Source organism: Mycolicibacterium sp. XJ879, from assembly GCF_053483935.1.
In genome coordinates this window covers 461,232-482,275 of record NZ_JBEFTH010000004.1, presented here as the reverse complement: position 1 = coordinate 482,275, position 21,044 = coordinate 461,232, and the positions used below count along the sequence as shown (strand labels likewise).

General features: G+C 66.9%; 16 protein-coding genes and 1 pseudogene. 6 read left to right on the top strand and 11 right to left on the bottom strand.

The window, feature by feature from the left end:
* Positions 1-60: 60 nt before the first annotated feature.
* From ABQF13_RS12870 to ABQF13_RS12860, 3 genes are read right to left on the bottom strand one after another with little or no spacing between them, the layout of a single operon-like run.
* Positions 61-555: a DUF6912 family protein gene (locus ABQF13_RS12870; RefSeq protein ID WP_448393122.1), complete on the bottom strand. Its 495-nt coding sequence runs from the start codon at positions 553-555 to the stop codon at positions 61-63.
* 9 nt (positions 556-564) lie between these two features.
* A complete protein-coding gene (locus ABQF13_RS12865) occupies positions 565-2,301 on the bottom strand; it encodes a BCCT family transporter (protein ID WP_448393121.1) in 1,737 nt (578 codons plus the stop codon).
* A 60-nt stretch (positions 2,302-2,361) separates the two neighbouring features.
* Positions 2,362-3,771, bottom strand: a complete 1,410-nt coding sequence (locus ABQF13_RS12860) for a WS/DGAT/MGAT family O-acyltransferase (RefSeq protein ID WP_448393120.1) — start codon at positions 3,769-3,771, stop codon at positions 2,362-2,364.
* A 215-nt stretch (positions 3,772-3,986) separates the two neighbouring features.
* Here ABQF13_RS12860 and ABQF13_RS12855 point away from each other — a divergent pair, with 215 nt between their 5' ends.
* The gene (locus ABQF13_RS12855; protein WP_448393119.1) at positions 3,987-4,526 is read left to right on the top strand and encodes an Rv3235 family protein; all 540 of its coding nucleotides are present in this window, start codon (positions 3,987-3,989) and stop codon (positions 4,524-4,526) included.
* Positions 4,527-4,568: 42 nt separating this feature from the next.
* Entirely contained in the window at positions 4,569-5,036 is a 468-nt protein-coding gene (locus ABQF13_RS12850) for an SRPBCC family protein (RefSeq protein ID WP_448393118.1), read from the top strand.
* On the opposite strand, the gene secA is transcribed toward ABQF13_RS12850, so the two are convergent.
* The 7 genes from secA to ABQF13_RS12815 all read right to left on the bottom strand — a co-directional run bounded on the left by secA (position 5,033) and on the right by ABQF13_RS12815 (position 14,627).
* Positions 5,033-7,939 carry a preprotein translocase subunit SecA gene (gene secA / locus ABQF13_RS12845; protein WP_448393117.1) on the bottom strand — a complete coding sequence of 969 codons (2,907 nt, stop codon included), beginning with the start codon at positions 7,937-7,939 and terminating at the stop codon, positions 5,033-5,035. The two genes, ABQF13_RS12850 and secA, sit on opposite strands and share 4 nt — an antisense overlap.
* Before the next feature lie 99 nt (positions 7,940-8,038).
* The gene (gene hpf / locus ABQF13_RS12840; RefSeq protein WP_448393116.1) at positions 8,039-8,701 is read right to left on the bottom strand and encodes a ribosome hibernation-promoting factor, HPF/YfiA family; all 663 of its coding nucleotides are present in this window, start codon (positions 8,699-8,701) and stop codon (positions 8,039-8,041) included.
* 300 nt (positions 8,702-9,001) lie between these two features.
* A complete protein-coding gene (locus ABQF13_RS12835) occupies positions 9,002-9,631 on the bottom strand; it encodes a ComF family protein (protein ID WP_448393115.1) in 630 nt (209 codons plus the stop codon).
* A 110-nt stretch (positions 9,632-9,741) separates the two neighbouring features.
* Positions 9,742-11,499 (bottom strand): MtrAB system accessory lipoprotein LpqB, encoded by a 1,758-nt coding sequence (gene lpqB, locus ABQF13_RS12830; RefSeq protein WP_448393114.1) that lies wholly within the window; start codon positions 11,497-11,499, stop codon positions 9,742-9,744.
* Entirely contained in the window at positions 11,496-13,151 is a 1,656-nt protein-coding gene (gene mtrB, locus ABQF13_RS12825; RefSeq protein ID WP_448393148.1) for an MtrAB system histidine kinase MtrB, read from the bottom strand. Before mtrB ends, lpqB begins: the two co-directional genes overlap by 4 nt.
* A 32-nt stretch (positions 13,152-13,183) precedes the next feature.
* Complete coding sequence (mtrA, locus tag ABQF13_RS12820) at positions 13,184-13,870, bottom strand: two-component system response regulator MtrA (protein ID WP_448393113.1); 687 nt, start codon at positions 13,868-13,870, stop codon at positions 13,184-13,186.
* Positions 13,871-14,000: 130 nt separating this feature from the next.
* Positions 14,001-14,627, bottom strand: a complete 627-nt coding sequence (locus ABQF13_RS12815; RefSeq protein WP_448393112.1) for a dTMP kinase — start codon at positions 14,625-14,627, stop codon at positions 14,001-14,003.
* Between the two features lie 77 nt (positions 14,628-14,704).
* Here ABQF13_RS12815 and ABQF13_RS12810 point away from each other — a divergent pair, with 77 nt between their 5' ends.
* The 4 genes and pseudogenes from ABQF13_RS12810 to ABQF13_RS12795 all read left to right on the top strand — a co-directional run bounded on the left by ABQF13_RS12810 (position 14,705) and on the right by ABQF13_RS12795 (position 18,034).
* Positions 14,705-15,400, top strand: coding sequence for a DUF899 domain-containing protein (locus ABQF13_RS12810; RefSeq protein WP_448393111.1), 696 nt, complete (start codon positions 14,705-14,707; stop codon positions 15,398-15,400).
* Between the two features lie 331 nt (positions 15,401-15,731).
* Positions 15,732-15,905, top strand: a pseudogene (locus ABQF13_RS12805) (BatC protein); the annotation flags it as partial.
* Positions 15,906-15,911: 6 nt separating this feature from the next.
* Positions 15,912-17,150 (top strand): cupin domain-containing protein, encoded by a 1,239-nt coding sequence (locus ABQF13_RS12800; RefSeq protein ID WP_448393110.1) that lies wholly within the window; start codon positions 15,912-15,914, stop codon positions 17,148-17,150.
* Entirely contained in the window at positions 17,147-18,034 is an 888-nt protein-coding gene (locus ABQF13_RS12795; protein ID WP_448393109.1) for a ferredoxin family protein, read from the top strand. Before ABQF13_RS12800 ends, ABQF13_RS12795 begins: the two co-directional genes overlap by 4 nt.
* A 101-nt stretch (positions 18,035-18,135) precedes the next feature.
* On the opposite strand, the gene acnA is transcribed toward ABQF13_RS12795, so the two are convergent.
* Positions 18,136-20,934 carry an aconitate hydratase gene (acnA, locus tag ABQF13_RS12790; RefSeq protein ID WP_448393108.1) on the bottom strand — a complete coding sequence of 933 codons (2,799 nt, stop codon included), beginning with the start codon at positions 20,932-20,934 and terminating at the stop codon, positions 18,136-18,138.
* Positions 20,935-21,044 lie beyond the last annotated feature (110 nt).

Genomic DNA, 21,044 nt, shown 5'->3' with positions numbered 1-21,044 from the left:
GCTTATGCACAAAATATCGCCGAATCGCCTGCAGAAGCGCAGTCTCGACGACCAAAGACGCTAGAGCAGTTCGAGCAGGAACGGCAGTTCCTGGGGCGCGTACCAGGCCAGATCGTGGTCCTGGGCGTCGCCGACGATGAAGTCGGCGTCTTCGTCACCGAGGTCCGCGGCGTCGACGGCGTCGATCGCCGCGCGCACCGCATCCTCGGCGTCAGCGTTGTCGACGTAGGCGGCGATGACGTCAGCCAGCCCGACCGGGCCGGCCAACCGCACCACCGCGTCGTCGAGGTCGGGGCGGGCCGTCACGTCGTCGACCTCGGCGACCAGCACGGCCCGCCGCGGCGGCAGCTCACCGGTGTGATCGCCGAGCAATCTCAGCGACGCCAGCGCCGCCTCGCGCAACGCCACATCGGCCAGCTCGTCGTCGTCGCCGTGCGAGTAGGCCTCCCGCAGCGTGGGCGTCACCGCGAACGCCGTGCCGCTGCGCGCGTGCAGCATCTCGTCGGCGACGAGCTGCTGCAACATGGCGAGGGTCGCCGGGACGTAGACGCGCACCTGGTGAGGTTATCCGCTGTCGGCCGACGGGTCTTTTTCCACCGAGATGACGAAATCGTCACCGTGCTGGGTGACGCCGGAGATCACGGCGTCGTTGACCGCTTCCATGGCGTAGCGACGGCGCAGCATCATCGGATCCCTGCGCAGATCCTTGACCAGCGCGACCGCCAACCCGATCATCACCACGACAAACGGCACCGCCGCGATGATCGTGATCGACTGCAGACCGTTGAGGGCGTCGGCGCCGCCCACCAGCAGCATCACGGCGGCGACCGCACCGGTCGCGACACCCCAGAAGATGACGGTGGGCCGGGTCGGTTTGATCGTGCCGCGTTCAGACAGTGAGCCCATCACGACCGATGCGGCGTCGGCCCCGGACACGAAGAAGATCGCCACCAACACCATCACCAGGATGCTGGTGACCGTCGCCCACGGGAACTGCTCGAGGGTGCCGAACAACTGCTCCTCGAGGCTGCCCTCACCGGCCAGGTCGACACCCGACTGCTGCTGTCTGATCGCGGCGCCGCCCAGCACGCAGAACCACACCAGCGACACCACGCTCGGCACGAACAGCACACCGGCGACGAACTGTCGGATGGTGCGGCCGCGCGAGATGCGGGCGATGAACATGCCGACGAACGGCGTCCACGAGATCCACCACGCCCAGTAGAAGACCGTCCACGACTGCAGCCAGGTGTTGACGGCGGCGCCCTCGGCTCCGGTGCGCGCTGACATCATCGCCAGGTCCTGCAGGTAGCTACCGACCGAGGTGGGCACCAGGTTCAACATGAAGATCGTCGGCCCGACGACGAACAGGAACAGCGCGAGGATCAGCGCCAGCACCATGTTGATGTTGGACAGCCACTGGATGCCCTTGGCCACCCCCGACACCGCTGACAACACGAACCCGCACGTCAGTACCGCGATGATGAGGATCAGCAGCGCGTTGCCGATCTGGCCGATCCCGGAGACGATCTGCAGCCCGCTGCGGATCTGCAGGGCGCCCAACCCCAGGGAGGCAGCCGATCCGAACAGCGTGGCAAAGATCGCCAGCATGTCGATCACCTTGCCCCAACTGCCGTTGGCGCGTGATCCGAGCAGCGGTTCGAAGGCCGAGCTGATCAGCTGCAACCGCCCCTTGCGGTAGACGCCGTAGGCGATCGCCAGACCGACAACGGCATAGATCGCCCACGGGTGCAGTGTCCAGTGGAACAACGTGGTGGCCATCGCGTTCTGCACGGCCTCGGGGTTGCCTTCCGGGCCGGTGCCCGGCGGTGGCGTCACGAAGTGCGACAGCGGCTCGCTGACGCCGAAGAACATCAGGCCGATGCCCATACCGGCGGAGAACATCATCGCGATCCACGACACGGTGCGGAATTCCGGACCCTCGTCGTCGCGGCCCAGCGGGATGTTGCCGTATCGGCTGACCGCCAGCCACAGCACGAACAGCACGAAGCCGGAGGCCGTGAGCACGAACAGCCAGCCGGTGGTGTTCATCACCCAACTCAGGGCGCTATCGGAGGCGGTGGCCAGCGATTCGGTGTCCAGAAAACCCCACAGCAAAAAGCTGACCGCGATGACGGCGGTGACGCCGAAGACCACCCAGTCCACCCCTCGCGAGCGACGAAAAGCCGCTGACTCAACGGGCACGTCGAGCGCCGGGTGTGGCAGCACCTCGTCGGTCGGTGACCTCAGCGGTCCGCCGGCGGGGTCGGCGGGTTTGCTTCGCTCTGAGCTTGTAGTCATCGCCGGACCATTCGACCGCGTAGCGGCCACGAAATCAAATGCCCTGGTGACCGACGGTGTTTACTGCGCGGCTTCCCGCAGCTCGTCGAGGGCCTCCGAAAGCAGCGACGGCAACACGCCGACGTCGCTCATCGCGTCACGATCGGCGTTGATGCCGTAATAGACCATGCCGTTGTAGGACGTCACCCCGATGGCCAGCACCTGGTTGTGCAGCAACGGCGGCACCGCGTAGGTCTCGAGGAGTTTGGCGCCCGCGATGTACATCTGGCTCTGCGCGCCGGGCACGTTGGTGATGAGCAGATTGAACTGCCGCGCCGAAAAGCTGGTCGCCACCCGAGTTCCCATGGCGTGCAACGTCGGTGGCGCGAACCCGGACAGCGTGACGATGGTTCTGGCGTCGACCAGGCTGGCCGCGGTCGGATGCGACTCGGTGGCGTGCGCGATCTGCGACAGCCGGATCACCGCATTGCCCTCCCCCACCGGAAGATCCACCAGAAACGGCGATACCTCGCTGATCGCCTGGCCCGGGCCGCTGGTGTCGAGGTCGGCGTCGGGATACACCGACATCGGCGCCATCGCCCGTACCGTGGTGGACGTGGTCACCGGCTCACCGCGCGACATCAACCAGTTGCGCAGCGCACCGGCGACGACCGCGAGCACCACGTCGTTGACGTCGCAGTCGTAGCGGGCCCGCACCAACCGGTAGTCCTCCAGCTTGCCGCGAGCCACGGTGATGCGCCGGTTGCGTGACACCGTGGTGTTCAGCGGGCTACTCGGCGCGTTACCGCGCGCGACGGTGCGCGCCACGTCGACGAATCGGCGGCCCACCGCCACCCACTGGCCGGCGTTGGTGGCGACATCGGCCACCGTCGAGCGCACCGTGCGGAGTTGCTCGGCGGGGCGGGTGATCCACTCGCCCACCGCGCCCAGCAGGAGTTGGCGGTCGCTGGGTTCACGGGCCGGGATCCAAATGTCCTCGCCGAACTCGGGCGGTTTCTGCGTGCGGTCGGCGATGACGTGGCCGATCTCCAGCGCCGTCATCCCATTCACCAGCGCCTGATGAGATTTGGTGTAAATCGCGATGCGGTTCTTGCCCAGCCCCTCGATGAGGTACATCTCCCACAGTGGCCGGGATTTGTCCAACGGCCGCGAGCCCAGCCGGGCGATGAGCTCGTGGAGTTGCTCGTCGTTGCCCGGCGACGGCAACGCCGAGCGACGGATGTGGTAGGTGATGTCGAAGTCGCGGTCGTCGACCCATACCGGCCGGGCCAACCCCAGCGTCACCTCGCGGACCTTCTGGCGGTACCGCGGGATCTGGGGCAGCCGTTGTTCGACCGTCGCGAGCAGCGTTTCATAGCTCAGCCCGCTGCGTGGCCTGCGCAGAATCGCCAGCGACCCGACATACATGGGCGTCGAACTGTTCTCAAATTGGAAGAAGGCCGCGTCCGACGCCGACAACCGTGTCACCATCGCGGCGCCGCCCCTCCTCTGATGTCTGTGCGGTCAGCCGCGAGACGGCCAATGTGGCTTGCCGCGGCGAGTATCGGATGCCCGCAACGTTATCCGGACGTCCGGCCTTATCGCATCACTGGTGCGTAGAGCCCGCTGTGAACCGTGCGAGCATGGAGGGGTCTGCGACTCTCCCGCCGATGTGTCCTGTTCGTCGACCGCTGGAGAGTCTGAGGGTGACAACCGCTTCCACACCGTCCGTCGGCGCCCCACCCGCGTTGGTGTCGCCCGTCATTGACTACGAGCCACCACCGGCCGGCCAACCCGCCTGTGTTTCACCCGGCCATCAAACGCTGCGCCGCCACCCAACACGACGGCTACGCGCAACGTCTGGTGCCGAAAAATTGTGTGAAACCGTCCCGCCGCGCGCCGCGGTCGTCTTCGCCGACGCGGCGTTGCGCCGAGTGCTCGAGATCATCGACCGCCGCCGACCCGTCGCACAACTTCGCCCGATCCTGGCGCCGGAACTGATCGACATCGTGATCGCCATGGTGAGGTCGTCGCCCAGCGCCACCCGCCACGACGAACGCCGCACCGCAGCCACACTGCAGCGGGTCCGGCTGCGCATGGTCGACGATGCTTGTTCGGCTGGATCCGGGGCCCCGGCCGCCGAGGTGTTCGGTACCTACACCCGCGGACGGCGGGTGCGTGCCCTGGCTGCGCGGATCGCGTTGACAGCGGACCGGTGGCGCATAGTCGCCATTCAGATCGGGTGAGCCCGATAGGGTTTTTGCGACGCCGAGCAGGAGGGACCGCGGGTGCAGGGAAACGTCGTCAGTGTGCAGCGCGTCATCCGGGCGCCGGCCGAGTCGATCTTCGCGTTGGTCGCCGACGCCGGCAGGCATTCCAGCTTCGACGGCTCCGGCACCGTCGACCACTCGGCTCAGAAGTCCCAGCCGTTGTCGCTTGGCTCGAAGTTCGGCATGTCGATGCGCAGCCGCCCCGAGTCGCTGTTCCTTCCGTACCGCACCACCAACACCGTCGTCGAGTTCGAACCCGACCGCCGCATCGCGTGGAAGACCACCATCGGGCCGGGCGGGCTGATCGGCGGGCGGATCTGGCGCTATGAACTCGAGCCAGTCGACGGTGGCACCCTGGTGCGCGAGAGCTGGGACGTCTCCGAAGACCGGCAACGGCCGATGCTCAAGCTGGGTTCGATGCCCAGGCAGGCCGAGGACGGGATGCGCGCCACGCTGGAGCGCATCGCCGCCCTCGTGGAGCCCTAACGCCTGCGCGCGGCCTTGCTCGCGCGGGCCTGCTTACGCGCGGCCTCACGGCGCTCGCGACGGGTTCCGCCGCCGGCCGCATGCCGTGCGCCGCCGCCCCCTCCGCCCGAACGCTGCACCTGCGCGGAACCGTCCTCCGACGGTCCGGTGTAGGTCAGCGGTGGTGAGTCGTTGTCGATTCCCTTGGCGCGCAACGCCGCCGGCTGAGCCGGCGCTCCAGCTCCCGCCGGCTGAGCCGGCGCTCCAGCTCCCGCCGGCTGAGCCGGCGCTCCAGCTCCCGCCGGCGCGGGGCGTTCCTTGGTGGCGACCGCACCTTCCTCGGTGGCCTTCGCGGCGGCGGCCGCGGCGAACTCGGCCAGCCCGGTCGGTGCGGCGACGGGCGCGACCGCAGGGGCCGGGGCCGCTTCGACCTGAACGTTGAACAGGAAGCCGACCGACTCTTCCTTCAGGCCCTCGAGCATCCCGACGAACATGTCGTAGCCCTCGCGCTGGTATTCGACCAGCGGGTCGCGCTGGGCCATTGCCCGCAGCCCGATGCCTTCCTTGAGGTAGTCCATCTCGTAGAGGTGCTCGCGCCATTTGCGGTCGAGGACGTTGAGCAACACGTTGCGCTCGAGTTGGCGCATCGCGCCCTCACCGGCGATCTCCTCGATCTGCTTTTCGCGTTCGGCGTAGGCGCGTTCGGCGTCGGCGACCAACGCGTCCAGCAGTTCCTCGCGGGTCAGCTCGCCGGGCTCCCCGATGGCCTCGGAGTCCAGGAGGTCGTGGTGGTCGATGCCCACCGGGTAGAGCTGACGCAACGCGGTCCACAGTTGCTCGAGATCCCAGTCCTCCGAATAGCCTTCGGCGGTCGCGCCGTCGACGTAGGCGGTGACCACATCGACGAGCATCTTGTGCGCCTGCTCGGCGAGGTTCTCGCCTTCCAGGATGCGGCGACGCTCGTCGTAGATGACGACGCGCTGCTGGTTCATCACCTCGTCGTACTTGAGGACGTTCTTGCGGACCTCGAAGTTCTGCTGCTCGACCTGGGTCTGCGCGCTCTTGATCGCGCGCGTGACCATCTTGGCCTCGATCGGCACATCGTCGGGCAGGTTCAGCCGGGTGAGCAGGCTTTCCAGCGTCGCGCCGTTGAACCGCCGCATCAGCTCGTCGCCGAGCGAGAGGTAGAACCGCGATTCGCCCGGATCGCCCTGGCGGCCGGAGCGGCCGCGCAGCTGGTTGTCGATGCGCCGCGACTCGTGCCGTTCGGTGCCCAGCACGTACAGCCCGCCGGCCGCGATGACGTCCTCCGCCTCCTGCGCGGCTTCGGCCTTCATCTGCGGCAACATCTCGTGCCAGGCCTTCTCGTACTCATCGGGCGTCTCCACCGGATCCAGACCGCGTTCGCGAAGCCGCTTGTCGGTCAGAAAGTCCGGGTTACCGCCAAGCACGATGTCGGTGCCGCGGCCGGCCATGTTGGTCGCGACGGTGATCGCGCCGCGCCGGCCGGCCTCGGCGATGATCGACGCTTCCTGTTCGTGGTACTTGGCGTTGAGCACATTGTGCGGGATGCGGCGCTTCTGGAACTGCCGCGACAGGTACTCGGAGCGCTCCACGCTGGTGGTGCCGATCAGGACCGGTTGACCTTTTTCGTAGCGCTCGGCGACGTCGTCGACGACCGCGATGTACTTGGCCTCTTCGGTCTTGTAGATCAGATCGGACTGGTCTTCGCGCACCATCGGCTTGTTGGTCGGGATGGGCACCACGCCGAGCTTGTAGATCTCGTGCAGCTCGGCCGCCTCGGTCTGGGCGGTACCGGTCATGCCGGCCAGCTTGTCGTAGAGCCGGAAGTAGTTCTGCAGCGTGATAGTGGCCAGTGTCTGGTTCTCGGCCTTGATCTCGACATGCTCCTTGGCCTCGATGGCCTGATGCATGCCCTCGTTGTAGCGGCGGCCGGTGAGCACGCGACCGGTGAACTCGTCGACGATCACCACTTCGCCGTCGCGCACGATGTAGTCCTTGTCGCGCTGGAACAGCTCCTTGGCCTTGATCGCGTTGTTGAGGTAACTCACCAGGGGCGAGTTGGCGGCCTCGTAGAGGTTGTCGATGCCGAGCTGATCCTCGACGAACTCGACGCCGATTTCGTGCACGCCGACGGTGCGCTTGCGGATGTCGACCTCGTAGTGCACGTCCTTTTCCATCAGCGGGGCCAACCGGGCGAACTCGGTGTACCAGTTCGACGCGCCGTCGGCCGGGCCCGAGATGATCAGCGGGGTGCGGGCCTCGTCGATGAGGATCGAGTCGACCTCGTCGACGATGGCGTAGTTGTGGCCGCGCTGCACCAGGTCGGCCAGCGAGTGCGCCATGTTGTCGCGCAGGTAGTCGAACCCGAACTCGTTGTTCGTGCCGTAGGTGATGTCGGCGGCGTAGGACACCCGCCGCTCATCGGGCGTCAGGCCGGACAGGATGACGCCGACGTCCAGACCGAGGAACCGGTGCACCCGGCCCATCCACTCCGCGTCACGTTTGGCGAGATAGTCGTTGACGGTGACGATGTGCACACCCTTGCCACCCACCGCGTTGAGGTAGGCGGGCAGCACCGCGGTCAGCGTCTTACCTTCACCGGTCTTCATCTCGGCGACGTTGCCGAAGTGCAGTGCCGCACCGCCCATCACCTGGACGTCGAAGTGCCGCTGCCCCAGCACCCGCCACGAGGCCTCCCGCGCGACGGCGAACGCCTCGGGCAGCAGATCGTCGAGGTCAGCGCCGTCGGCGACGCGCTTCTTGAACTCGTCGGTCTTGGCCCGCAGTTCGGCGTCGGAAAGCTTCGCGACGTCGTCGGACAGGGTGTTGACATAGTCAGCCACCTTCTTGAGGCGCTTGACCATGCGGCCTTCGCCGAGACGCAGCAACTTATCCAGCACGCGGTATCCCCTGTTGGTCGGAGTTTTGAGCCCTACCCATGTTAGGGGAGATGTGGACGCGGTCGACCGAACTGCGCCGGGCCAGGCAAAACAGCAGGCTCAGGCCAGTCGGATCAACCCGTAGTCGTAGGCGTGGCGACGATATACGACGCATGGCCTATCGCTTTCCTTGTCGTGAAACAGGAAGAAGTCGTGGCCCACGAGCTCCATCTGGGACAGCGCGTCATCGACGGTCATCGGCGTGGCCGGATGCTCCTTGATCCGCACGATTCGGCCGGGCTCGTAACCGTCGAGCGGCGCCGGTTCGGGTTCGGAAGTCCTCGGCAGCGGCGGCAGCGGTTGCGCCGCGGTGGCTTCGGCGACCGAGAGCGGCCGCTTGTCGCCGTAGTGGATCTTGCGCCGGTCGTTGGCGCGGCGCAGTCGTTCCTCGAGCTTGTCCACCGCGGACTCCATCGCGGCGTAGAAGCTGTCCGCGCAGGCTTCGGCGCGCACCACCGGGCCGCGACCGCGCGCGGTGATCTCGACGTGTTGACAGTTCTTGCGCTGGCGCCGGTTTCGTTCGTGGTCGAGCTCGACGTCGAACAGGTAGATGGTGCGGTCGAGCCGCTCCAGGCGGCGCAGCTTCTCTGATACGTAGACGCGGAAGTGGTCGGGGATCTCGACGTTGCGGCCCTTGAGGACGACCTCGGCGCGGGTTTCGGCTTCGGTCTGCTCGGGCTCGACGACCATCGGTTGTGCTGAATCGACGGATTGGGTTGACATGCTAGGCAACTCGTTTCTCTTCACGTCCGCACGCGGCTGCGTGCCCGGGTTGTCTGGATTCGCGCCGACGTGGCTTGCATGTCTCGCCGCTCGCCGGTGCAAGGTGTCGTCTACTCACCTCCTACCGCTTGGGGCGATGCTGGCGCCTCATGCTGGGCGCCGCCGTGAGCATTCACGGGTGGTTGATGCCGACGGTAGCCGTGTTCACCCGGGAGTGCCACCGATTTGGTCCACGTGTTGACGGTTCGTCACATTCCTTTGATCTGCGGGAAATTGCCATCGGCGTCACTGCCGCCGCGTTCAGGCGTTGGCGACGGCGAGGACGGCCACGACGCGGGCGGTATCGGCATGCAGGACGCGCACGGACTCGGCGGCGGTGGCGCCGGTGGTGACGATGTCGTCGACGAGGAGCACCTCGCCTGCGACGGCGCGCACGGCCTTCACGCGCCCGGCGATGTTGCGTTCACGGTCGGCGCCGGACAGGCCGACGGAGTCCACGACGAACGCTCGGGTCCGCAGCGCCTCGGTGACGGTGATCCCCGACAATTGCGCCGTCGCGGCCCGCGCCATCCGGGCGACCGGGTCACCACCGCGGCGGCGGGCCGCCCACCGCCGGGTCGGCGCCGGCACCACGGTCACCGGGGTGTCGACGACGCCCCAGGTGAGCAGCCGCACGAGCCCGGTCCGCAGCGCGGCGGCGAGCGGGGCGATGAGATCGGCTCGGCCGTGTTCCTTGACCGCGACGATGGCCTCCCGGCGTGCGCCCGCGTAGCGGCCCAGCGAAAGCACCGGCACGCCCGGATCGAGCCGCGGCGTGATCAGGTGCGGTTGGTCGGCTTTGACCTGTAGCGCGTTGGCGCACGTGTCACACCACCGCGTCGAGGGCGCACCGCAGCCGCCGCACTGCAGCGGCAGGACCAGGTCGAGCATGTGCCCAGTGTCCCCGCCGACGGTGACATCTGCGCCCAGTGTTGGCTCGACACACGCCTAGGCCGCCGAATGCGTGACGGTAACCCACGTTCGGCGAAAAAGGGCAGGTGTCAGCCCGGCAGCACCGGCTCGGCGCCGGGCACCATCAGCGGCCCGACGTCGGCCCATGCCAGGTTGTTCTCCCCCGCCGTCCCGACCAGCTGGTGCACACCGCCTCCATCGGCCACATACACCGACGACGGGCTGGCCGCGACGGTGGTGACCGGCAGGACCAGGTTGTTGCTCGGCCCGTCGGAGTTCACGCCGTCGAGGTTCACGTAGGAGACCGGATGCTGCGGATCGGTGCGGGTGACGACGATGTCGTCGCCGGTGCGCCACGACAACGACACCACGGTGTCCCCGAGCCCGAAGCCCAGCCGGCGTGGATGGGTCAGCGCGTAGCCGCCGTCGGCGGTCTGCTCGACGCCGACCAGGATCACTCGGCCTTCGACGACCATGGCGGCGCGGGTGCCGTCACGCGACAGCTGCAGCTCGGTGATCGCGCCGGGGAACCTCGTCGACACCTGGGTGGAGTCCACGGGGATGCGGGCCGGCTGCCCCGAGGGGTCCTGGATGACGCGAAGGATCGTGTTGTCGTCGACCACCACCCATATCGCGTTGTCCAGCGACCAGCTGGGTCGCGTCAGGCTTCGGGCGTCCAGCAGCGGCGACGCGTTACCGCCGAGCGGGCCGACCCACAGCGACGACGCCATGTCCGGCGCGCCGGGCCGCAGCGTGACGACCGACGCGACGTCCTGCCCGCTGCGCGACACCGCTGCCCCGGTCTGGTTCGGCATCTGCCCGAAGGAACCGGGCACCCGCGGGGCGCGTTGACCGGCGAGAGCCACCAACGATCCGCCGACCAACGCATGCAGGCCCGCTGCCGCCCCGGACGCGGCCCCCGGATCGGTGGCCGCGACGTCCGTGGTTTCCCAGCCGTCGGCGAACCGGTCGTCCAGCGCGGCGCCGTCGGCGTTGATCACGTACGGGCCGTTGATGCCGGCCCGGGATAGCGTCCAAATGATTTGCGCGGCAAGCAGTTGGCGACTGTGCGGGTCGGTGGTCGACAGGTTCTCCAGATCGATCCGCGCACCGCCGTAGCCGCGGCCGACGCCGGTCTTGCCGCCGTCGGCGCGGGTCACCGGGCCGCGCAGCTTCAACGGCGGACCGAGCAGGTTGCGCACAGTGTTCGACATCTCCGGACGCGGTCCGGCGATCAGCTTGCTGACCAGTTCGGTGGCCAGCTGATCGGGATCGGACACCGCGACGTAGCGCGGATCGGGCACCACCGTGGTTCCGGTCGGGTCGGCGAAGTACAGCGTGTAGCGCTTGTAGGTGGCCTGAAACTGTTGCCAGTCAAGGAAAACACCGTTCGGCAGCTTGTCGATACGCCAGCCGTCCGGGGTCTTGACCAGCTCGATGGGGCCGGGGTCGGGCAGCGCACCCTCACCTGTCTCGAAAACCCCCATGTCCGAGAGCGACCCGAGGATGTCGGCGCGCATGGTCACCGAAACCCGTTCGGGGCCGCGGGTCTCGACGAACACTACGTTGTCGATCAGCAACGCACTGCCGGCGTCATCCCAACCGCGCGAAGCGGATTCGGTGAGGAACTGGCGCGCCGCCAAATGCCGGTTGGCGGGATCGGCGGTGGCCTTGAGGAACTCGCGCAGCAGTATGTCCGGGTCCATACCGGGGGTGGGTTTGGGCAGGCTCGGCGGTGCGGGCCGGTCGACGGTGCCGATGGCCTGCGGCGCCGACGAACTCGGCACACCCGCGCAGCCCGTCAACACCAAGGCCAGCAGCCACACGGCCGCCAGCGCGCGTCTCACACCTTCTCCTGTGCAGGTTGTTGATCCCGGGTGTTGGGCGGCGGGCTTTCGGGCTCAATGGGTTTCATCGGCAGCGGGCTCGTGGTCACCTTGTGGCCCCGCACCAGCGGCAGCGTGAGCCGGAAGCAGGCACCGTTGCCGGGTTCGCCCCACGCCTCCAGCCGGCCCTGGTGCAGCCGGGCGTCTTCGATGCTGATCGCCAGCCCGAGGCCGGTTCCGCCGGAGCGCCGCACCCGGGAGGGATCCGAACGCCAGAACCGGCTGAACACCAGCTTTTCCTCGCCCGGGCGCAGGCCGACACCGAAGTCGCGCACGGTGACCGCGACGGTGTCCTCGTCGGCGGCCATCCTGATCCGCACCGGTTTCTGCTCGGCGTGGTCGATCGCGTTGGCGATCAGGTTGCGCAGGATGCGTTCCACGCGGCGCGGATCGACTTCGGCGATCACCTCATCGGTCGGCATGTCGACGATGAGCTCGATACCGGCGTCGGCGGCGAGGTGGCCGACGTTGTCCAGGGCGCTTTGCACCGTGGAGCGCAGATCCACCGACTCGACCGACAGTTCGGCCACGCCAGCGTCGTGGCGCGAGATCTCCAGCAGGTCGTTGAGCAGGGTTTCGAAGCGGTCCAACTCGCTGACCATCAACTCGATCGAGCGCCGCAACGCCGGCTCGAGGTCGTCGCTGTGGTCGTGGATCAGATCGGCGGCCATCCGCACCGTCGTCAACGGGGTGCGCAACTCATGGCTGACGTCGGAGGTGAACCGCCGCTGCAGGTTGCCGAACTCCTCCAGTTGGGTGATCTGGCGCGACAGGCTTTCGGCCATGTCGTTGAACGACACCGCCAGCCGGGCCATGTCGTCCTCGCCGCGCACCGGCATCCGCTCGGTGAGATGGCCCTCGGCGAACCGCTCGGCGATCCGCGACGCCGACCGCACCGGAAGCACAATCTGACGGGCCACCACCAGCGCGATCACGGCCAGCAGACCGAGCAGCACGACCCCGCCGGTGGCCATCGTGCCGCGCACCAGCGTGATGGTGGACTCCTCGTTGTTCAGCGGAAAAATCAGGTACAGCTCGAGGTTGGCCACCGGCGACGACGTCGGGGTGCCGATGATCAGCGCGGGCCCGGAGAACGTGTCGGTGCGCACCGTGGCGTACTGGTAGCTGACCTGCCCGGCCTTGACGAACTCCCGCAGCGCATCGGGCACCTGCTGCACCGGTCCGGCCGCCGTCGCCGCGCGGGGCCCGTCGCCGGGCACCACCAGCACGGCGTCGAAGGCGCCCGCGAGCCCCGGCCCGGTGTCCGCGGTACGGTCGATCAGCGTGTTGCGGGCCAACTGCAGGCTGCTGTCCAGCGAGCGGGTCTCCTCGCCGCCGACGATTCCGCTCACGGTGCTGCGGGCACGGTCGATCTCCTCGGTGCCCGCACGCACTTTGACTTCGAGGATGCGGTCAGTGATTTGGCTGGTCAGCACGAAACCCAGCACCAAGATGACGGCCAGCGACAACCCGAGCGTCAGGGTCACCACGCGCAGCTGCAACGAACGGCGCCACGCCAGCCCCAGCGCACGTCCCAGCGCCGCAACCCCACGAACCAGCGGTGCCGACGGCCCCCAGCGTCCCCGAATGCGCCGCCTGGAGCTAAAGATCACGGCCACCGCCGAGGGTTATGGATCATCGCGGCTCACGGTGGCCCGGCCTTGTACCCCACTCCTCGAACGGTCAACACCACCTGCGGGTTCTCCGGGTCCTTCTCGACCTTGGCCCGCAAGCGCTGGACATGCACGTTCACCAAACGGGTGTCGGCGGGGTGCCGGTAACCCCACACCTGTTCGAGCAGCACATCTCGAGTAAACACCTGCCGCGGTTTACGCGCCAACGCCACCAACAGGTCGAACTCCAGCGGCGTCAGCGAGATCTGCTCGCCTAGCCGGGTGACCTTGTGGGCAGGCACATCGATGTCCACATCGCCGATCGAGAGCATCTCGGCGGGCTCATCCTCGTTGCGGCGCAATCTAGCTCGAACTCGCGCCACAAGTTCTTTGGGTTTGAACGGTTTCATGACGTAGTCGTCGGCACCCGACTCCAGGCCGAGCACCACGTCGACGGTGTCCGTCTTGGCCGTCAGCATCACGATCGGCACACCGGAGTCGGCACGCAGCACCCGGCACACGTCGATGCCGTTCATGCCCGGCAGCATCAAGTCGAGCAGCACCAGGTCGGGCCGCAGTTCACGGACCGCGGTGAGCGCCTGCGTGCCGTCACCGATGACCGCGGTGTCGAATCCCTCTCCGCGCAGCACGATGGTGAGCATCTCGGCCAGCGACGGATCGTCGTCGACAACCAGAATCCTTTGCCTCATGTTGTCCATGGTGTCACCAAATCGCGATAAAGCCCGGGTACCACGCGGGCGTTTTGCGCGTCAGCGCGGTCTCGAAACCGCGAAATCGACGTTTCGGTCGATTTCCGTCCACCGAACCGCCAAAGCGTCGGTTTCGCGGTCAACCCAGCTCGTGAGCCAGGGCGGCCGGATCCACGTCCGGACCGGCCACCAGCCACCGCCCGCACCAGCCGGCCGCGGCCAGCCCGGCGTAGGCCTGCGCGGTGCGCCGCTGCAGCCCGTCGTCGCGCTCATAGGCGTCTTTCGCGCGGTCGGCCTCCCGGCGGGCACGGTTCTCCGCACGCTCGGCGGCCAGCTCGGTCGGCACATCGAGCAGCACCTGCCAGTCGGGCGCGGGCAACCCGAGCCGACCGTATTCGAGTTCGCGCACCCATGCGACGACGTCGCCGTCGACGCCCTCGTGCAGCCGCGCGGCGCTGTAGGCGGCGTTGGAGGCGACATAGCGGTCCAGAATCACGACGTCGTGGGCCGCGGTCAGCTCGGCGATCTCGGCGCGCGCGGCCGCCCGATCCAGCGCGAACAACACCGCCATGGCGTAAACCGAATCGGCGAGGTCACCGTGGCCACCGTGCAGCGCCTCGGCGGCCAGATCGGCTTCCACCGATCGGCCGTAGCGGGGAAAGTCGAGGCTGGCGACCGTCTTGCCGTCGCCCTCGAACGCGGCGCGCAGGCCGTTGGTCAGGGTGCGTTTGCCCGCACCGTCCACACCCTCGATCACGATGATCACGCGGCGAGCGTAACGGCGATGAGTCTCGCCGCCGCCGAAGGTCTGCCCGTTGAACCTTCCATCTGCGAAAGGACACGATGACTGGATCCGTCACGCATACGGTCGGGACGCGCAAACAGTGGCGCGCCGCCTACGAACGGCAACTGGCGAAAGAAAAGGAACTGACCCGGCGAGCCACTGTGCTTGCCGCCGAGCGTCAGGGGCTGCCCTGGGTGCCGGTTGACAAGCAGTACGTGTTCGACACGACAGCAGGCCAGCGCACGCTCGCCGAACTGTTCGACGGCCGCTCCCAACTGATCGTGCGGCACTTCATGCACGGGCCGAAAACCCCCGACGGCTGCCCCGGCTGCACCTTCGAAACCGACAACCTGGTCGGCGCGGTGCCGCATTTGGCGCGCCGGGACGTGACCTTTCTGTTGTCGTCGCGCTCACCGCTTCCGGTGCTCACCGCGTACAAGCAGCGGATGGGATGGGACATCGAATGGGTGTCGTCGGGCGGCAGCGGCTTCGACGCCGACTTCTTCGAGTACATGCACGTTCCGACGGCGCGCCGCGACTATGTGTCGGGTAGCGGCAGCATGCTCGATGTGATGGAGCTGATGGCGCTGAGCTGTTTCGCGTTGCAGGACGGGATGGTCTATCACACCTACTCGACCTACGACCGCGGCACCGAAGCGCTGAACGCGACGTGGCAGCTGCTGGACCGGGCACCCAAGGGGCGCGGCACCGACTTCACCGACTGGCCGCGCAAACGCGACGAGTATCCGGCGTAGCAATCCTGGCCGCCCACCCGATCGCCATGGAGACTGCTGAATTAATCCCGCGCGGTGGCCCAGGGCATGCTTAACGGGTTGATTGCTCGCACCAGCAGATGCGTGCGATCAACCCGCTAGGGGGCGCGGGCGCGCCTAGAAGCGAGTGCCCGCCGGGTACCGCAGCACGCCCCGTCAGCGCGACGCCGATGTACCGCTTCGTTTGGTTCGCGGCCGGGTTGGCAATTCCTATGACGCCGCTTCTGCGAACCAGTCCAACAGCCCAGGCAGCAGACCAATAACGGGGCGCACTGCGGTGACAAGAGAAAGCAAACCCAAAGAAGGGACCATCATGGCGCTCGACGACGACGATATGACCACCTCCGGGAGCGGCGGCGAAGGACCTGCCGACGGCGGCTCCAACCCACAAGGACACGACGGCGGCGCCGACGGGACCGCAGGAGAAGGGCCCGCCGACGGCGGCTCCAACCCACAAGGACACGACGGCGGCGCCGACGGAACCGCGTAACCGATGCTGAGTCGCTGCATTGCCACCGATGCTGGGTCGTTCGCGACCCAGTATTGGGGTCGAAGGCCCCTGCTCAGCCGGTCCGGTGCGCTACCCCGCGACTTCAGCGATCTGCTGTCGCCGTCGGCCGTCGATGAGCTGATCGCCCAGCGCGGGGTTCGCGCGCCGTTCATCCGGATGGCCAGGAACGGCGACCTGCTGGACCGGGAGTGCTATCTCGGTCCTGCTGGCTTCGGTGCAGAGATAGCGGATCAGGTCGACTCAGACAAGGTGTTGACTGAATTCGCCTCTGGCGCAACGATCGTGCTGCAAGGACTGCATCGGCTATGGCCACCGGTGATCGAGTTTGTTCGCGGCGTGGTCGATGACGTCGGCCACCCCACGCAGGCCAATGCCTACGTCACCCCTGCGGCCAGCCGGGGCTTCGACCCGCACTACGACGTTCACGACGTATTCGTCTTGCAGGTGGCCGGCGAGAAGCGGTGGATCGTTCACCAGCCGGTACACGATAACCCCTTGCCATCGCAGCCGTGGACCGAGCGCCGTGCCGCGATCAGCGAACGTGTCGACGGCGCCCCGGTCATCGATACCGCGTTGGCTGCCGGCGACGCACTGTATCTGCCACGCGGATGGATACATTCGGCGCACGCGCTCGACACCACGTCGATCCACCTGACGATCGGTATCTCCACCTCGACGGGTCTCGATATCGTGCAGGCGGTCGTCGACGCGCTGACCGTCGTCGACGAGTTCAGGGAATCGTTACCGATAGGCATCGATCCCGCCAACCACGACGAAATGACAGCGATGGCAACCAAGGTCATCTTCGAAGTAGCCGACACCTTGCGCCATCGCGCTACGGAACTCGGTGAGAGCGCAGGCGTGCAGCTGTCGCGAAGGCACTCACAACGCACCCGACCCATGTCGGTGCGACCATTGGCCGCACTCGCGGCTGCTGAACACGCGGACGTTGTCACGGTGCGGTGGCGCCCTGGACTCGGAAGCACCATTGATCGGCACTGCGGCCGTCTCCTGTTACGACTACGGGACAAAACCATGACTTTCCCGAACTCGTGCGCACTCGCCGTCGAGGCGCTTCGAGGCGGGCTCATCGCCGACGCGGACTCCCTGCCGGGTCTTGACCGCGCCGACTCGACGGTGCTGATTCGACGGCTGCTCCGGGAGGGAATCGTGATCCCCGCCCACGAACATCCAACCTCGATCCCGACTGAACGAGGATGACCGCGGCGAAGCGGCCCCCGTGCAGCGATCAGTCTCTGCTCCGCGCCGACCCGATGTATGGAACGGCGTCGGCCGGACGTGCCTGGGTCCTGTTGGAACTACCCGGCGCCTGGGGACATTCGGCGTTTCTGGATTCACCAGGTGTCGTCGACCCCATCCTCGGCCGCGCCATCGCTCGCCGTTTCGAGGGGGCGCGCATGCGGGTCGCTGCCATCCGCCGCCCCGGCCGTCGGTCCGCGACAAAGCGATGGCGATGGTTCATAGCCCACGCTGATCCCGGCAGCGAGGCGCTGTATGAGGGCGAGGTCAGCAATCCAAGCGAGTATCTGGATTTCGCACTCGACGGCTCCGACGGCGGATTGTCCGCCGACCCGCTCGTCGCCGTCTGCGCACATGGCAGGCATGATCAATGCTGCGCCGTTCGCGGGCGCGCGGCGACCGCGACGATCGCGGCGCGCTACCCCGAATTAACATGGGAATGCTCACATCTGGGTGGTGATCGGTTCGCGGCGACGATGCTCGTATTGCCTGCGGGGCTGTGTTACGGCCGAGTCGACTCCGCAGATTCGGCCGAACTCGTCCGGTTGTATCTCGACGGCAGGCTCGAAAACAGATTCCTGCGCGGCCGCACATCTCTTCCGCATTCGGTCCAGGCCGCCCAGTACTTCGCGCGTGAAGCGCTAGGTGACGACCGCATCGATGCGCTGCCTGCGCTCGATGTGCAACACCGAGAACACCGGATTCACGTAGTGCTCAGCGCCGATTCCGGCCCATTGGAAGTTGTTCTCGCCGAGGAAATGTCGGAGCCGCTCTTCTCCATGTGTCGCGCATCGGTCGCCGGTCCAGTGCGCACATTCGTCCTGGTGTCGACGGCGTCAGTCTGAATGTACACGACGCCCGCGGCGCCGACGGGTACGCGCACTCCAGGGGTGTGGACGCTGCATTGTGGCCCCGGTACGAAAACGTCGTGGAGCTCGTGTGAGCGTCAGCCATCGGTGCCGACCAGCAGTCGCCGCAGCACGTACTGCATGATGCCGCCGTGGCGGTAGTAGTCGGCTTCACCGGGGGTGTCGATGCGCAGCACCGCGTCGAACTCCAGATCGCCCGCACGCACGTGCACCGTGTCAGGAATCCCATCCGACAACGCGGTGACACCGGTGATGTCGAATGTCTCCTCGCCGGTCAAGTTCAACGAGTCGGCGTTCTGGCCCGCCGGAAACTGCAGCGGAAGTACGCCCATGCCAATGAGATTCGAGCGGTGTATGCGCTCGTAGGATTCGGCGATCACCGCCCGTACACCCAACAACAGCGTGCCCTTGGCCGCCCAGTCGCGTGACGAACCGGAGCCGTACTCCTGACCCGCCAGGATCACCAACGGTGTCCCGGCCGCCGCGTAGTTCACCGACGCGTCGTAGATCGTGGTGACCGGCCCGTCCGGTTGGCTGAAGTCGCGGGTCCAGCCCCCCTCGGTGTCGGGCGCGAGCTGGTTGCGTAACCGGATGTTGGCGAACGTGCCGCGGATCATCACCTCGTGGTTGCCCCGGCGTGACCCATACGAGTTGAAGTCTTTGCGTTCGATCCCGTGCTCCGACAGATACTTTCCGGCTGGCGAGTCGAGGCTGATAGCCCCGGCCGGGCTGATGTGGTCGGTGGTGACCGAGTCACCTAGCTTGGCCAGCACCCGGGCGCCGGTGATATCGGCCACTGGTTGCGGCTCGACGGTCATGTCCTCGAAATACGGTGGCTGGCGCACGTACGTCGAATCGGGCGCCCATTGGAAGGTGTCACCGCTCGGCACGTCGAGGTTGCGCCAGTGCTCGTCACCGGTGAATACATCGCCGTAGGACGTCGTGAACATCTCGGCCTTCAGATGCGCGCCAACGACGTCGGCAACCTCGGCCTCGGTCGGCCAGATGTCGCGCAGGTACACCGGTTCCCCGTCGGCGCCGGTACCCAACGGATCCTCCAACAGATCCACGTGCAGGCTGCCTGCCAACGCGTACGCAACCACCAGCGGCGGCGAGGCAAGGAAATTCATCTTGCACTCGGGATGGATGCGGCCCTCGAAGTTGCGGTTGCCCGACAACACCGAGCACACGGTCAGGTCGTTGTCGGTGACGGCCCTGCTCACCTCCGGGATCAGCGGCCCGGAGTTACCGATGCAGGTGGTGCAGCCGTAGCCAACCAAGTTGAAGCCGAGCTTGTCCAGATACGGTGTCAAGCCAGCCTTTTCGTAATAGTCCGTGACGATTCGGGAACCCGGCGCCAACGAGGTTTTGACCCAGGGTTTGCGGCTCAGGCCCCGTTCGACGGCCTTCTTGGCCAAGAGCGCAGCACCCACCATGACCGACGGGTTGGAGGTGTTGGTGCAGGAGGTGATCGCTGCGATCACCACGTGCCCGTTGTCCAACTCGGTGCGGCCACCGTCGCCGAGTTCGACCGTCACGGGGTTGGACGGCCACTCGTTATCGGTGCCGAAATCACGGGGTTTGCGCGGCTTGTCGGACGGGGAGTTCTTACGCACCGCGATGGGGTCGCTCGCTGGGAACGACAGCGCGGAGGCCCGATCGACGCCGCTGAGCGCTTCAGCGGTCGTGGGCGTACCGGCCAGCAGCGACGCCACCGCATCCGGTGCGTGCCGCAGCGGTATGCGGTCCTGCGGTCGCTTGGGACCTGCGATCGACGGCTCGACCGTGCTCAGGTCCAATTCGATCGCTTGCGAGTACACCGGCTCACGGTCTGGGTCATGCCACAGACCCTGTTCCTTGGCATACGCCTCCACCAGCCGGATCTGGGATTCCGGGCGCCCGGTCAACCGCAGGTAGTCCAGGGTGACGCCGTCGATCGGGAAAATCGTGACGGTCGAGCCGTATTCAGGGCTCATGTTGCCGATGGTGGCCCGGTTGGCCAGCGGCACGTTGGCCACGCCTGGCCCGTAGAGGTCGACGAACTTACCGACCACACCGGTACGCCGCAGTAACTCCGCCACGGTGAGCACCAGGTCCGTGGCGGTGGTACCGGGTTGCAGCTCACCGGTGAGCTTCAAGCCGACAACCTGCGGGACCAGCATGCTCATCGGCTGGCCGAGCATCGCCGCCTCGGCCTCGATGCCGCCGACGCCCCACCCGAGGACCCCGAGGCCGTTGACCATCGGCGTGTGAGAGTCGGTGCCCACCAACGTATCTGGGTAGGCCACCGGGCCATCGTCACCGTTGCTGGTGAATACCACCCGGGCCAGGTACTCCAGGTTCACCTGGTGGCAGATCCCCGTGTTGGGCGGTACGACGGAAAAGTCGGCGAAGGCCTGCTGCGCCCAGCGCAGCAGTTGGTAGCGCTCTTCGTTGCGCTCGAACTCGAGCTCTGCGTTGATCAAGTAGGCATCGGGTCTGCCGAACACGTCGGCGATCACCGAGTGGTCGATGACCAACTCGGTCGGGCACAACGGGTTGATACGTTGCGTGTCACCACCGAGGTCGGCGATGGCGTCACGCATCGCAACCAGGTCGACGACACACGGCACCCCGGTGAAGTCCTGCATCAGCACCCGCGCGGGCGTATAGGCGATTTCCCGCCCGTGTTCGGCGGTGGGGTCCCATGCCGCCAGCGCGTTGATCTGCTCGGACGTTACCAACCGGCCGTCCTCGTTGCGGAGCAGGTTCTCCAACAGCACCTTCAAGCTGTACGGCAGACGTTGCGAACCCTCGATGCGGTCGAGTCGATAGATCGTGTACGTGCTGTCGTCCACGGTGAGACGATCGCGGGTTCCGAAACTGTCGGCAGACATGGCACTCCCCTACCAAAGGCGGTGTTTGACCCAAACGTATCCCTTATCGGCGACTCGAAACCCCGCATCGGCGCACAGCGCGCCAGGTTTCCTCGGGCTCAAGTGGGGTA